This is a genomic window from Streptomyces sp. 6-11-2 (assembly GCF_006540305.1).
In the GTDB taxonomy this organism is placed as follows: domain Bacteria; phylum Actinomycetota; class Actinomycetes; order Streptomycetales; family Streptomycetaceae; genus Streptomyces.
The window spans coordinates 412,153-426,457 of record NZ_BJOR01000001.1 but is presented as its reverse complement, the minus strand read 5'-3'; the positions used below and the strand labels follow the sequence as shown (position 1 = coordinate 426,457).

At 72.4% G+C, this 14,305-nt stretch carries 11 protein-coding genes; 6 read left to right on the top strand and 5 right to left on the bottom strand.

The genetic code is table 11. The annotated features are described in order from the left end of the window. Positions 1-67 precede the first annotated feature (67 nt). From TNCT6_RS02070 to TNCT6_RS02060, 3 genes are all read right to left on the bottom strand, one after another. Entirely contained in the window at positions 68-2,362 is a 2,295-nt protein-coding gene (locus TNCT6_RS02070; RefSeq protein WP_141355980.1) for an ABC transporter ATP-binding protein/permease, read from the bottom strand. Positions 2,363-2,530: 168 nt separating this feature from the next. Then, positions 2,531-2,887 (bottom strand): DUF5132 domain-containing protein, encoded by a 357-nt coding sequence (locus TNCT6_RS02065; protein WP_141355978.1) that lies wholly within the window; start codon positions 2,885-2,887, stop codon positions 2,531-2,533. Between the two features lie 646 nt (positions 2,888-3,533). Beyond that, a complete protein-coding gene (locus TNCT6_RS02060) occupies positions 3,534-4,754 on the bottom strand; it encodes a metallophosphoesterase (protein ID WP_141355976.1) in 1,221 nt (406 codons plus the stop codon). Positions 4,755-5,269: 515 nt separating this feature from the next. Here TNCT6_RS02060 and panD point away from each other — a divergent pair. Genes panD through TNCT6_RS02045 form a run of 3 tightly spaced genes read left to right on the top strand, consistent with a single transcriptional unit; the run spans position 5,270 to position 6,716 of the window. Continuing rightward, positions 5,270-5,689, top strand: a complete 420-nt coding sequence (gene panD / locus TNCT6_RS02055; protein ID WP_141355974.1) for an aspartate 1-decarboxylase — start codon at positions 5,270-5,272, stop codon at positions 5,687-5,689. Positions 5,690-5,707: 18 nt separating this feature from the next. Next, complete coding sequence (locus TNCT6_RS02050; RefSeq protein WP_172632773.1) at positions 5,708-6,052, top strand: GNAT family N-acetyltransferase; 345 nt, start codon at positions 5,708-5,710, stop codon at positions 6,050-6,052. 7 nt (positions 6,053-6,059) lie between these two features. Then, positions 6,060-6,716 carry an aspartate/glutamate racemase family protein gene (locus TNCT6_RS02045; protein WP_141355970.1) on the top strand — a complete coding sequence of 219 codons (657 nt, stop codon included), beginning with the start codon at positions 6,060-6,062 and terminating at the stop codon, positions 6,714-6,716. A gap of 1,036 nt (positions 6,717-7,752) precedes the next feature. Here TNCT6_RS02045 and gndA read toward each other — a convergent pair. Then, on the bottom strand, positions 7,753-9,192 hold the full coding sequence (gndA, locus tag TNCT6_RS02040) for an NADP-dependent phosphogluconate dehydrogenase (protein ID WP_141355968.1): 1,440 nt from the start codon (positions 9,190-9,192) through the stop codon (positions 7,753-7,755). 407 nt (positions 9,193-9,599) lie between these two features. Between gndA and TNCT6_RS02035 the strand changes: the two genes are divergently transcribed. Then, positions 9,600-10,769, top strand: a complete 1,170-nt coding sequence (locus tag TNCT6_RS02035; protein ID WP_141355966.1) for a transglycosylase family protein — start codon at positions 9,600-9,602, stop codon at positions 10,767-10,769. Between the two features lie 137 nt (positions 10,770-10,906). Here the strand turns inward: TNCT6_RS02035 and TNCT6_RS02030 are convergent, their stop codons facing one another. Further along, positions 10,907-12,055 (bottom strand): DMT family transporter, encoded by a 1,149-nt coding sequence (locus TNCT6_RS02030; RefSeq protein WP_141355964.1) that lies wholly within the window; start codon positions 12,053-12,055, stop codon positions 10,907-10,909. 241 nt (positions 12,056-12,296) lie between these two features. Between TNCT6_RS02030 and TNCT6_RS02025 the strand changes: the two genes are divergently transcribed. After that, positions 12,297-13,070, top strand: a complete 774-nt coding sequence (locus TNCT6_RS02025; RefSeq protein WP_253265996.1) for a (2Fe-2S)-binding protein — start codon at positions 12,297-12,299, stop codon at positions 13,068-13,070. Between the two features lie 40 nt (positions 13,071-13,110). Beyond that, entirely contained in the window at positions 13,111-14,262 is a 1,152-nt protein-coding gene (glgA, locus tag TNCT6_RS02020) for a glycogen synthase (protein ID WP_141355962.1), read from the top strand. The last annotated feature ends 43 nt before the right edge of the window (positions 14,263-14,305 follow it).

The window sequence follows — 14,305 nt, the reverse complement described above, 5'->3', positions numbered from 1 at the left end:
GCGCGCTGGGACCCGCCGACCGCGGTGGTGTCGCGCGGTCGGCGGTGGGGTGGCGCGGCAGCTGCGGTCAGGCAGCGAGTTCGCCGGACTGGAGTTGCCAGAGGGATGCGTAGAGCCCGTGCTGGGCGAGGAGTTCGTCGTGGGTGCCCTGCTCGGCCAAGATTCCGCCCTTGTCCATGACGTAGATCCGGTCGGCGTGGCGGACCGTGGAGAGCCGGTGGGCGATGATCACCATGGTCCGGCCGGCGGCGATGACGCGGAGCGTGCGCTGGATGGCGGCCTCGGTCTCGTTGTCCACGGCGGAGGTGGCTTCGTCGAGGATCACGACCGGCGCGTCCTTGAGGATCGCGCGCGCCAGCGCGATCCGCTGCCGCTGCCCACCCGAGAGTGCGGCGCCGCGTTCGCCGATCACCGTGTCGTAGCCGTCCGGCAATGTCGCGACGAAGGAGTGTGCCTCGGCCTTCGTGGCCGCCTCGACCACGGCGTCGTCCGAGGCGCCGAAGCTGCCGTAGCGGATGTTGTCGGCGATGGTGCCGTCGAAGAGGAAGGGATCCTGGGCGACGAACCCGATCGCGTGGCGCAGATCGTGCCGCGGCAGGTCGCGCACGTCCCGCCCGTCGAGCAGCACGCTGCCGATCTCCGCGTCATGGAATCGCATCAGCAGCTTGGCGATCGTCGTCTTGCCGGAGCCGGTGGCGCCGACGAGGGCGGTGACCTGCCCGGCTGGGATGGTCAGCGAGAGGTCCTCCAGCGCCGGCGGCCGACCGGGGTAGGCGAAGGTCACGTCGTCGAGGACGATCTCCCCGCGCACCTCCTCGACGTCGAGCGGTCCGCCGGTACCGTCGGTCTCGGCGGGCAGGGTGCGCAGCCGCTGGACCCGGTCGTAGGCGGTGATCGTGCGCTGGTACTGGTCGACGATGCCGCCGAGCCGGTTCATCCGCAGCAGCACCATCTGGGGCAGCCCGATCAGCGGGCTGAACACCTCGAACGGCAGGCTGCCGTCGAGCACCGACCGGCCGCCGATCAGCAGGGTTCCGGCCATCGAGCCGGTCGTGCAGATCCGGACGATCTCGGTGTGGCGAATCGTGCTCCGGTCGGTCTGCTGGTTGCTCTCCTGAGCCTCTCCGCTCAGCCGGTCGATGCGCTCGGCCTCGTAGTCCTCGGTGCAGAAGCTCTTGACGGTGGCGCCGGCCTGCAGCGTGTTCACCAACTGGCTGTGCAGCCTGGCGCGGTGTTCACCGGAGACGGCGTAGTCGGCCGTGACCTTGTCCTGGTAGTGGACCGACAGCCAGGCGATGACCGGGATGGGCAGGAACGCGACCCAGGCGATCTGCGGTGCCAGCAGCAGGAACAGCGGCACCAGGAGGGCCAGGCTGGTGCCCAGTTGCAGCAGGTCGTTGGCCGAGGTGGCGAAGAAGGTGCCCAGCTGGCGGACGTCGTCGGTGAGCGCGCCGGCGATCCGGGTGGTCCGCTCGCCTTCCAGGTGCCGCAGTTCGAGGTGCTGCACATGGGCGTACGTCCGGTTGCGCCAGTCGTGCTCGATGTCCTGGCCGAGTTGGCGCCACTGGAGGTTCGAGGAGTACGAGAGGCCCGCCACGGCGGCACAGGCGACAGCCACCAGCCCTGCCAGTCCCCAGAGTTGAGCGGACGCGGTGGTCAGACCGAAGCGGACGAGCGGAGCGGCCTCGCCCTTGATGAGGACCAGCGCGGTCCAGCCGAGGAAGGTGCCGAGCGCCATCTCCGAGACCTGGCAGGCGACCGACAGCGCGGAGGCGCGGTAGAGACGCCTGCGGTGCGGTCCGACGATCTCCAGCAGGGGGTGCTGCTCCGCTCCCGTTCCGGGCAGGTCCTGGGTCGCGTCGAGCGTTCTGCGCCAGGCCTTCCGGACGACGGCCGCGGTCGCCGCCGCCACTCCGCCCAGGGCCACCAGCTGCTTGCTCAGCGCCGACCCGCGGAGCAGGGCGATGCCGGCCGCCACCCCACCTCCGACGGCGAGCACGGGGCGCACAACGCCGGGATCCGCGAGCGGGGCCGGCTCGGCGGCGGGTGGCGCCGTGGACGGACGCCCCGCTCCGGCCGGGCCCTCGACAACCAGGGTGACGGCTTTGCGGACGAGCCGGCCGACGTCCGCGGCCTTCACCCGCGCGTCGTGCCGGACGAGGACCCCGCCGGTGATCGGGCTGGCCTCTGCCTCGGTGATGCCGGGAAGGCGTCGCAGGGTCGCGGCGAGGACTTCGGCCCTCTGAGGCCGCCCGAGAACCAGCTTGACGTCCCAGCGCTGGCGGCCCGGAATGACCGAACGCGGGCGTACGTCCAAATCCACGGAGCGATATCCGGCTGCGGCACCCAGCAGAGATGGCATGTGCACGATCACCTTTGTGGAGGTCGCAAAAACCGTGACGAGCGCGACGGATTAACGCGACGGAGCGGAAAGTCTGGGGAATGCGATGCGGCCGGCAGATCCGCAGCCGACCGCCACTCGGGTGCATTTATCGAGCCCGCGTGACGGCCCGGGCCGCTGGGAAAGCCGTCAGCGCGCCTTGGCGGCGGCAGCGGTCGCGCGGATCTTCGGAGCCCTCGCCTCGGCGTCGGTCCGGGCGGCGACCTCGTCCTTCTCGCTCTTCGGGGTGCTGCTCTCGGCGGCCTGCCGACCGTCACCCGAACGTACTTCGACGTCACCGACGGCGACCTGAGCCGCCACCATCTCGGCGGCCACCTCGGCCGCAAGGTCGTGGATGTTCTCTCCGGCCTCAAGGGTCGCCTTCCGTACCTCAAGGGCGATACCGACGGACGTCTTGACGACACCGCGCATCAGCGGCTTGAGGAGACGCTTGGCCAGTGGCGCGGCGATGAGACCGATCAGGAAGGGCGGTACTACGGGCGGCATGATGCTCCATCCTCGCTACGGATATGGATGACAGGGACCCCGGGCACTGCGAACACCGAAGCAGCACACAGCTGGGCGGACGGAAGCGCCCATTTCCAGAATTCGCGATTCCCCTACCGGGTCGAATTCCTCGTCCATGGGTTCCGGAACCCGCTCTTCCGCCACCGTAGTCGAGCCATGTCCGTCGAGGCCAAATGGACCCGGCTGGTTTCACTCATGTGAGTGTTCTTGATCTTCCAGGTCAACGCTGATTGCAGTATGTATAACTCTCGGATGATGTGCTGGAATTATTTTCCTACACGTCGAGAATCGCCGTGTTCCTTCCCCCGGCGTATTGAGGCGCTCCTCCCGCGTCCATCTGCTCCAGTCGTGCGTATGCCCCGGCCAGGAGGGCCGGACGGACTACCGCCGAGCCTTCGGACAGCAGGCGCTTCCAGTCGGCGCATCCGCTGATCAAGGGGCGGCTCGTGCGCCTGGCGACTGACGGCCACGATGCGTGTTCCAAGGCTTGGGTGATCGCGGCGCGTCGGCGATTGCGTCCGCTGGGCGTGACTGTCGCCGAGGCGGGACGAACTTGTCGTCAGCTGCTCACTGGAACGCTGCGAGCGCCATCATGATGGGAAGGATCACAACCGCCCGCTCAGTGCTACGGCGAGGTGGGCAGGTGCGGGCTGCGGAGCACGAGCAGGGTGATCTCGCTGGGGGCGAAGACGCGGAACGGCGGGCCCCAGAAGCCGGTGCCGCGGCTGGTGTAGAGGAGGGTGCGGGTGCCGTGGTTGCTGAGGCCGGCGAGGGCGGGCTGGTCGATGCGGACCAGGTGGTGGAAGGGCCAGATCTGGCCGCCGTGGGTGTGGCCGGAGAGTTGGAGGTCGATGCCGGCTGCTGCCGCCCGGTCGACGAACTTGGGCTGGTGTGCCAGGAGCAGGACGGGCAGGTCGGGGTCGGCGCCGTTCAAAGCTCCGGCGAGGTGGGCGCGGTGGCCTGCCAGGCCGGAGGACTCGGCGGTGACGTCATCCACGCCGGCGACCACGAGGGTGTCGCCTCCGCGTTCGAGCAGCAGATGGCGGTTGCGCAGTGGCTCCCAGCCCAGCTCGTCCATCAGGTCGACCCAGCCCTGGGCCTCGCTGTAGTACTCGTGGTTGCCAGTGACGTATACACGGGCCCGGCTGGCCCGCACGGTACCGAGTGGGACGGCCTGGGCGCGGCGGCGTTCGGCCGTGCCGTCCGCGATGTCCCCGGTGTGGCAGACCAGGTCGGCTTCCAGAGTGTTCACCGTCTCGCACACCCGTGCCGACCAGCGAGCGCGATCGAGCGGGCCGTAGTGGGTGTCGGTGATGAGCACGACGCGGATGCCGTCCAACCCGGCACCCAGTCGCGGGAGTTGCACGTCGAGTCGGCGCACGCGTGGAACGCGGCGGGCTTCGGCGTACCCCCAGGCGAGCAGTACGGCGGTTGTGCCGAGGATGGCCCAGGTGACGATGCGGGCCCGGTCCTGACTCTCGCCGACGCCGACCGCGGTCAGGGCGAGCCGCAACAGGACGCCGAGGAGAACGGACCAGGTGAACAGAACCCAGCTGGTGCCCAGCAGGGTGTCACCGACGATGGCCGCCCGGTCCTGCTGGCGCCGGCCGTGGCCGCGCACCATCGCGAGCGGCATACCGATGAGGCCCAGGGCGAACAGGGCGGTGCCGGCCAGCGTGACGGGCAGCGGCCAGTGCTGGCCGCTGTGCAGGAGCACCCAGCAGGGCACGGCCCACAGCAGGACGGGGGCGATCAGGGGGATGTAGCGCATCAGGCGGTGCAGTCGGCTCTGCCGCGGCGCTTGCGCCTCGCTGTCGACGGGTCGGGTGTTGCTGGTGTCGGTCACGCTTCCCCTCCCTGACCAGGCTGCCGTCTCGCGCACTGTATCCGGTCGCCCTCGGGCCGGCCGGACCGGCGTTCATGGGCGCGACCCCCTTGGGGCGAAGGGTTCTCAGCGGGAAGGCGAGACTCCACCGCAGGCACCTCCCTTGGCATGAACCGCCATCAGGGCGCGGTCCGCAGGCGCGCTGTTCATGCGGGCTGAGAGTGGCTATAGCGCGTTGACTCGTCAGGTGCTCCTGGAAAGTGACCTGCCTATGCCTTGCATGCCCCTGATGCACCGTCAGGCAAGTCAGCGTTTCGTCAGCATCGGTCCTGGCGCATTCCGCGAAGAGCGTCCGAGTAGGTGCGTGGTCGGCGGTGTCACAACAGTCTGGTTCGCACGGAAGCCCAGGCAGGGAGCCTGCTCGCCAGAGTGGAGCGATGTTGTAGAAAGCACCGGTCCGAGGCGTGCCCGTGTAGGGTGAACATCGCCCTTGACCTGCAGAAAGCAGGCAGGGAGCCGTCTTCCAGGAGTCCAAAGTGCTGCGCACCATGTTCAAGTCCAAGATCCACCGCGCCACCGTCACCCAGGCCGACCTGCACTACGTGGGATCCGTGACCATCGACGCGGACCTGCTCGACGCCGCCGATCTGCTGCCCGGTGAGCTCGTGAACATCGTCGACGTCACCAACGGCGCCCGGCTGGAGACGTACGTCATCGAGGGGGAGCGCGGGTCCGGGGTCGTCGGGATCAACGGTGCCGCCGCGCATCTCGTGCATCCCGGAGACCTGTTGATCATCATCAGCTACGCCCAGGTCACCGACGCCGAGGCGCGGGTCTTGCAGCCGCGGGTCGTCCACGTCGACGCGGACAACCGTATGGTGGCGCTCGGCGCCGACGCCTCCGAGCCGGTGCCGGGTTCCGACCAGGAGCGCAGCCCGCAGGCCGTATCGAGCTGACCGACCAGGAGCGTGACCGTGAGCGACATCGAGATCCGCGACGACCGGTCGGCGGGACACCTCGAGGCGGTGGAGGGCGGTGCGGTCGTCGGCCGCATCGAGTACTTCGTTCTCGAACGGCCCGGGCGGGCGCTTGTACCCGTGCACACGATCGTGGAGCCGGCTCACGAGGGCCGGGGCATCGCGGGCTCGCTGGCGCGCGAGCTGTACGCCATCGCCGGGCGCGAGGGTGCCACCGTGGCCCCGCTCTGTCCGTACGTCGTCAAGTGGGCCGAACGTCACCGTGACGAGGCACCGGCGGCCGACCCCGAGCTGCTGGGTGCCGCGCGGGAGTGGCTCGCGGCGCATCCGGAACGGTTCTGAGCGGTCGATGCTCGCCCTGCTGCACACCTCGCCGGTGCACGTCCCGGTCTTCGACGCGCTGCGCGACGAGACCCACCCCGGCCTCCGGCTACGGCACTTCGTCGACGAGCGGCTGCTGCGCCGGGCTCGCCGGGAAGGTCCGGCGGCGGTGACGGACGCGGTGGCGGCGGTGCTGGGCCGAACGATCGCCGAGGGGGCCCGGGCGGTCCTGTGCACCTGCTCGACCCTCGGCGGCGTCGCGGAGGAGGCGGGGGCGTCGGGGCTCACCGTGCCGGTGCTGCGGGTGGACCGCCCCATGGCGGCAGCCGCGGTCGCCGCCGGGCCGCGGGTGGTCCTCCTCGCGGCGCTGGCGAGCACCCTCGCGCCGACCACCGCGCTCATCGAGGAGGAGGCCCGCCGCGCCGGGCGCACCGTCACCGTCCGCCCCGTGCTCGTCGACGCCGCCTGGTCCCGCTTCGAGGCCGGCGACAACGAGGGATACGTGCGCGAAGTGGCCGCCGTGGCCGACCGGGTCACCCACGCCGACGCGATCGTCCTCGCCCAGGCCTCCATGGCTCCCGCCCGGGACCTCACGACGACCTCGATCCCTGTCCTCTCCAGTCCCGCCCAGGGCCTCGCGGCGGCGGCAGCGGCGGCAGGTGCGTCACGAAACAGGCCCGCTTGACCTCCAAGGTTCACGGCGCACGGCGCACGGCCATGGCCCGCGGCACGCGCCGCGATCGTCGGGAGTTGCCCAGGCAGGCCGTACATGCCGGCCGGGCCAGACGGCCCTCCCGCCGTGCCCATGGAGCGGTGGCGACGGCTCTCGTCCGGGGCGGACGCGCCCTTCCCGATCCCCGTGAGGCGGGGGCCACCCGGGTCCTCTTCCCCGGCGCCGTCGGGTGACTGGTGGCGCGGCGGTCGGGTAGGTGGGGGAGTAGTCCAGAGCCGATGTCGACCGACTGGCCGGAGGACGCCATGACCGACCCGTACCCGGACCCCACCTCGCCCTCACCCATGCCGGGTCCGGACCCCCAGCATCCGCAGCCGCAACCGCACCCCGTGCCCACACCGGAGCCGCCCCCGGCCCCGGAACCCCCTCCGGCACCAGGGCCGCCGCCGAGCCCACCGCCAGGTCCGCCACCCGGTCCGGGCCCGACCCCGCCCCCCGCGCCTCCGCGACCCGGTCCGATCCCGCCCACGCCCCCGGGCCCGATCCCCAGCCCTCCGCCCGGTCCTCCGCCTCCGGAGCCCCCGCCGTCCCCGATCCCGCCGGGTCCGGAGCCGTTCCCGAACCCGGAGCCGGGACCACCCCTGACCCGACACACGACCTGACCCCGGGACCTGACCTGGCTGCGGTACAGGTCCCCTGCCCCGACACCCGACCTGCCCCCGGAACCCGGCCGGGTTCCGGGACCTGACCCCTGGGCCCCGGCCTGACCCCGGGCCCGACATGACCCCGGGCCCGACATGACCCCGGGCCCGACATGACCCCGGGCCCGACATGACTGTGGGCCCGACATGACTGTGGGACCTGACCGGCCCCGGGACCCGACCTGCCCCCAAGACCGGCCCGTCCCCGGTACCGCGCAGGCGTACCGCAGGCACCCCTCGCCCCCGACCGCGAACGAAGGAAGACGGTGGGCGGCTCCCCAGCCGCCCACCGTCTTCCGCCTGCTACGCGGCCACCCCCGGCCGAGGCGGCCGGGGAAGCGGAACCCCTACGCCGTCACCTCCGACCGGTCCCCGCCCCACAGCGTGTGGAAGGAGCCGTCCCGGTCCACCCGCCGGTACGTGTGCGCCCCGAAGAAGTCCCGCTGCCCCTGGGTGAGCGCGGCGGGCAGCCGCTCGGCGCGCAGGGCGTCGTAGTACGCGAGGGCGGCCGAGAAGCCGGGGGCCGGCACGCCCTGCCGGGTCGCGGCGACCAGGACCTCGCGCCAGTCGTCCTGGGCCGCCGCGATCTCCTGGGCGAAGGTGTCGTCGGAGAGCAGGCTCGGCAGGTCCGGGCGGGCGTCGTAAGCCGCGCGGATCCGGTCCAGGAAGGCCGCGCGGATGATGCAGCCGCCGCGCCAGATGGCGGAGACCGCGCCGAGGTCGATGTCCCAGCCGTACTCCTCGCTGCCGGCGGCGATCTCGTGGAAGCCCTGGGTGTAGGACACGATCTTCGAGGCGTACAGCGCCTGTTCCACCCGGTCGGCGAAGGCGGCCGCCTCCGACTCGCTCAGCGGGGACGCCTTCGGGCCCGCCAGTCCGCGTGAGGCCTCCCGCAGGTCCGCGTGGCCCGACAGGGAACGGGCGAAGACCGCCTCCGCGATGCCCGAGACCGGCACGCCCAGGTCGAGGGCGATCTGGACCGTCCAGCGGCCGGTGCCCTTCTGCTCGGCCTGGTCCAGCACCACGTCCACGAACGGCTTGCCGGTCGCCGCGTCCACGTGGGACAGAACCTCCGCCGTGATCTCGATCAGGTACGAGTCGAGTCGGCCCGTGTTCCAGGTGCGGAAGATCTCCGCGATCTGGGCGGGGGAGTACCCGGCCACGTCCCGCAGCAGCTGGTACGCCTCGCCGATCAGCTGCATGTCGGCGTACTCGATGCCGTTGTGCACCATCTTCACGAAGTGCCCGGCGCCGTCGGGGCCGACGTGCGTGACGCACGGAGCGCCGTCCTTCGCCTTCGCGGAGATCTTCTCCAGCATCGGACCGAGCGACTGGTACGACTCCTTCGAGCCGCCCGGCATGATGCTCGGCCCGTGCAGCGCTCCCTCCTCGCCGCCGGAGATCCCGGCGCCCACGAAGTGGATGCCCTGCTCGCGCAGCTCGCGCTCCCGGCGCCGGGTGTCCGCGAAGTGCGCGTTGCCGCCGTCGATGATCATGTCGCCGGGCTCCAGCAGCGGGGCGAACTCCTGGATCACCGCGTCGGTCGGTTCGCCGGCCTTCACCATGATGACCAGGCGCCGCGGCCGCTCCAGGGCCGCCACGAACTCCTTCGCGGTCTCGGCCGCGACGAAGTCCCCCTCGTGCCCGAACTCCTCGACCAGGGCGTGCGTCCGGGCCACCGTCCGGTTGTGCAGCGCGACCGCGTAGCCGTTGCGCGCGAAATTGCGGGCGAGGTTGCGGCCCATGACCGCGAGTCCCGTGACGCCGATCTGGGCTGTAGTGCTCATACCGCCTGCTCCTCGAAAATCCGGTGAATCATCAAGTGGAACGCTGGGGCCCGCCGCGGTGCCGTCGGCCGGTGCGCCGCCGGTGCCGCTGACGGCCGGTCCGCCGCCGGTTTTGCCGTCGGTCTCGTCGCCGGCCCGCCGTCCGTCGCGCCGTCGTGCCCGCCAGTATCGCCGTTCATACCCTTTCGACCATCCTGACGTGCCGGTACGGCGGGCGCACATCCGGAACCGGCACCCTTCCATACGCGCGGCGGGGGCCCAGTGGCTCAGCGCACGGCCCGCGGATCCGGCCAATCGGGGTCCGTAACCGGCCAGTTGGGGTGACGAACCGGCCGATAGCCGTCTTGTCACGGCCTGTTCGCGGCGGTTACTTTCGCCCCTCCTGACGCATGTCGAGGGGGCTTGAGATGGCCGTACGCGGCCGGCACCGCCGGTATCAGCCGAACAGGATCAACCGCGCCTCGCTCACCGTCACGGCGGGCGGCGCCGGGATGGCCATTCCGCTCATCGGCGCCGGAGCCGCGCACGCCGCCGACGCCTCCACCTGGAACAAGGTGGCCGCCTGCGAGTCGAGCGGCAACTGGCACATCAACACGGGCAACGGCTACTACGGCGGCCTCCAGTTCACCCGGTCCACCTGGGAGGCGTACGGCGGGACGCGGTACGCGCCCCGCGCGGACCTGGCCACCCGGGACCAGCAGATCGCCGTCGCGGAGAAGGTGCTCGACGGGCAGGGACCCGGTGCCTGGCCGGTGTGCTCGACGCGGGCCGGTCTCGCCCGGGGCGGCGGGGCCCCCGACGTCCACCCGGACACGGCCGGACAGCGGACCGTGCGCGGTGCCAAGAGCTCCGCCCGCGAGGTCGACGTACGGCCGCAGACCGCGCCGCAGGCGCGGGCCGGCAGTGCCGAGATGTACAAGGTGGTCCGCGGCGACACCCTCTCCGGCATCGCCGAGGAGCGTCATGTCTCCGGCGGCTGGCGGCAGTTGTACGCCGCCAACCGTACGACCGTGGGCACCGATCCGAACCTGATCGTGCCGGGCCAGCGGCTCGCCGTGCCCAAGTCGCCTACGACGGCCGAGCCGCACCGCAGGACGTCCACCGCCACGCGCCCCGCCAGGGAGGCCAAGCCCGCCGCCGGCACGGCCGAGTCCCGGCCCCACGCCACCCCGCAGACCCTCGTCGCCCCCGTCGGCGGCAGCGTCGGTACGCCCTACCACGCGAACGGCGCCCACTGGTCGAAGGGCTACCACACCGGCGTCGACTTCGAGGTGCCCACCGGCACCTCGGTGAAGGCGGCCGCGGCCGGCCGGGTGGTCAGCGCGGGCTGGGGCGGCGCCTACGGCTACCAGGTGGTCATCCGTCACGCCGACGGCCACTACACGCAGTACGGTCACCTGTCGGCGATATCCGTGCGGGCCGGGCAGACGGTCGCCGCCGGGCGCGGCATCGGCCGCTCGGGGGCCACGGGCAACGTCACCGGACCGCATCTGCACTTCGAGGTGCGCACGGGGCCCGGCTTCGGCACCGACGTCGATCCGCTCGCCTATCTGAGGGCCCGCGGCGTCAGGATCTGACCCGCCGCAACGGGATCGGAACCCGGGCCCGGAGTCGGACTCGGACCCGTACCAGTACGCGGACCCGCACCTGGACCCGTCCCGGACCCGAACCTGTACCCGTATTCGGCCCCGTACACGTGTCCGGCCGCCGTAAGTCAGGATCCGACGCGGGACTCGTGTCGGTCGGGCGCGGGCACCGGTACGCAGGGGTTCGCGTGGAACTGCCCGCCGTAGCCCGGGGCACCGTAGAACAGGCCGAGAACGAGCGGTGGTTCCCCCTGCGCGGGGTCCTCCTCCCGCGCCGCCGGTGCGACCGGGACGACGACCGTGTCCACCCTCACGCCCCGCCCGGAGCCCCCGGATGCCTCGGCGGACAGCACCGCCTCTGCGGGTGACGGCACCTCGGCGGACGGCGCCACCCCGGCGGGCGACGCCTCCCCGTCCGGGCCCGGCCCGCTCACCACGACCGGAGCCGTACGCTCGATGCGCTCGGTCGTCAGCAGGATCAGCCCGCCCGCGGCCACCACACCGCAGCCGAGGGCGAGCACGGTGCCCGTCGTGCCGTAGCGGAAGGTCTCGCCGAACAGCGTCAGCCCTACCGCGGCCGCCATCACCGGGTTCACCACCGTCAGCGTGGCCAGCGGCGCCGCCAGGCCGCCGCCCCGGTACGACGCCTGCGACAGCAGGATCCCGGCCGTGGCCAGGACGCCTATCGCGGCCAGGGACGGCAGTTCCGACGTCGCGATCCCGTCGGTGAAGTCGACTGTGACGGTCTTGGTGAACACCGAGGACATGCCGAAGGCGATGCCGGATCCGGTGGCGAGCAGCACGCTGCGCACCGCCGGATGCCGGTGCGCCGCCCGGCCCGCGACCGTGAGCGCCGCGACCACACCGGCGGTCACCACGGCCAGGCTCCCCCGCTGCGCGGTGCTCAGCGACTGGGCCTGGGAGGCGCCCACCAGGGACAGCAGACCCGCGAGCCCCACCGTCGCCATGATCGCGCCACGCCAGGCGGCGGCGCCGGCCCGCCGGCCGACGAACAGGGCCGCCATCGGCAGCGCGAACACGATGGTCAGGGCGCCCAGCGGCTGCACCAGGCTGAGCGGGCCGCAGGCCAGGGCCACCACGTGCAGCAGTCCGCCGAGACCGTTCAGCACCAGCGCCGCCCACCAGGCGGGCCGGCGCAGCGGCGCGTACCGCTCGCCGGGGGAGGACACCGCGACCCGCTCCTGGACGATCGCACCGCCGGCGTAGGCCACGGCGGACACGAAGGACAGCAGCACGGACAGCGCGAGGGCGCTCATGAGCTGCACCTCCGCGTGGGGCTGGGGCGGCGACCCCGGCGCGACGAACGGTCGGCTTCCATGGTTGACCACCCTGCCGTGCCGATCGCCTCGCGTCGTCGTCCCTGAGCAGTCAATAGGTCCTACTGCCGATGGAGTACGCCCCGCCCGCCGTCCTCCCCTGGGTGGGCGACACGGGACGCGGAGCGCCTGCCGGAACCCCTTGCGCACCGCTCGACGGGCCTTGGTACTACTGCTTCCCGTGAACCTCGCCCCCGACCTCGCCGCGCTGAACGACCTCGGCGGCTTCTTCGTCCTGCGGACCGGCGCCCCGCCGCACCGGCCACTGCCCTCCCTCGCCCAGGCCTACGCCGCCCCCGTCACCGATCCCACGACCGCCCCCGTCACCGATCCGGCGACCGACCCCGACGGGCATCCCCTGGCCGTACGGGTCCGCCGGGTCGCCGACGGCATCGGCGCCCCCGAATCCCGGGTCGCCGCCTCGGTCGCGCACCAGGCGCTCGCCGCCCGGCTGTGGTCGGCCGCGCTCGGTTGCGCCGTGCTGTACGGGCGGCTCCCCGACCTGGACGCCCGTTTGATCCTCTGGGACCCCGCCGGCAGCGCCCCGGACGACCTGTGGCTCACCGAGGTGCGCGCCCGCCCGGCGGACCCGGACACGGTCGCGGACGCCGTCCTGCACGGGCACCTCGAACCCCTGGCGGCCGCCCTGCGCGCCCGGTACCGCCTCGCACCCGGTCTGCTGCGGGGCAACGCGGCCTCCGCGCTGGCGGCCGCGGCACGCCTGCTGGAGAGCCGGGCGCGTGACAGCGGCCGTACGGCGGCAGGCCACCATGCCCGGGAACTGGCCGCACGCCTCCTCGCCCATCCCCTCCTCCACGGGGCCGGCACGGGTACCGGCGGCGGCTTCCGGCGGCGCAGTTGCTGCCTCTACTACCGCGTCCCCGGCGGCGGCCTCTGCGGGGATTGCTGCTTCACCCGGGTGCCGGGCTCTTCCCCACGGGCCGCATCTGAGTGACCATGAAGGCGACCGGCCGCTTCGGACCAGGGGGTTGCGGGTGCGCGTGGGACTGCTGACCCGGGAGTACCCGCCGGACGTCTACGGCGGTGCGGGCGTCCACGTCGAGTTCCTCGCGCGGGAGCTCGGGCCGCTGGTGGACCTGGAGGTGCACTGCTGGGGCGAGGGCCGCGCCGACGGCGTCGTACGCCACCGTCCCTGGCCCGCGCTGGACGGCGCCAACGACGCGCTGCGCACCTTCTCCGTCGACCTCGCGATGGCCGCCGCGCTCCAGGGCCGCGAACTCGTCCACTCCCACACCTGGTACGCCAACCTCGCCGGTCACCTCGGCAAACTGCTGTACGGCGTGCCGCACGTGATGACCGCGCACTCCCTGGAGCCCCTGCGCCCCTGGAAGGCCGAACAGCTCGGCGGCGGCTACGCCCTGTCCGGCTGGGCCGAGCGCACCGCGATCGAGTCCGCCGACGCGGTCGTCGCCGTCTCCGGCGCCATGCGCGAGGACATCCTCGGCTGCTACCCGGCGCTCGACCCGGCCCGGGTGCACGTCATCCACAACGGCATCGACACCACCCTCTACCGGCCGGACCACGGCACGGACGCCCTCGACCGCGTCGGCCTCGACCCGGACCGCCCGTACGTGCTGTTCGTCGGCCGCATCACCCGGCAGAAGGGCGTGCCCCATCTGCTGCGGGCGGTACGGGACATCGACCCGGCCGCGCAGGTGGTGCTGTGCGCGGGGGCGCCGGACACACCGGAGATCGACCGGGAGTTCCGGGACCTTTACCAGGAGCTGAGCCGGACCCGCGACGGCGTGCACTGGATTCCGCGGATGCTGCCGCGCCCGGACGTGATCCAGCTCCTCACCCACGCCGCCGTCTTCGTCTGCCCCTCGGTCTACGAGCCGCTGGGCATCGTCAACCTGGAGGCGATGGCGTGCGGCACACCCGTCGTGGCCTCCCGGGTCGGCGGGATCCCCGAGGTGGTCGACGACGGCCGGACGGGGGTACTCGTGCCGGTGGACGGCGATTTCGAGCCCGGGCTCGCCCGCGCCCTCGACACGGTGCTCGCGGACCGGTACGGCGCCCGCCGCATGGGTGAGGCCGGAAGACGGCGCGCGGTGGAGGAGTTCGGCTGGGACGCGGTCGCCCGGCGCACCGTGCGGCTCTACGAGGAGATCCTCGGACAGGCTTAGGGCTCTATCCCTCCTGCTCAGGTGCAGGAGGGACGCAACCGGG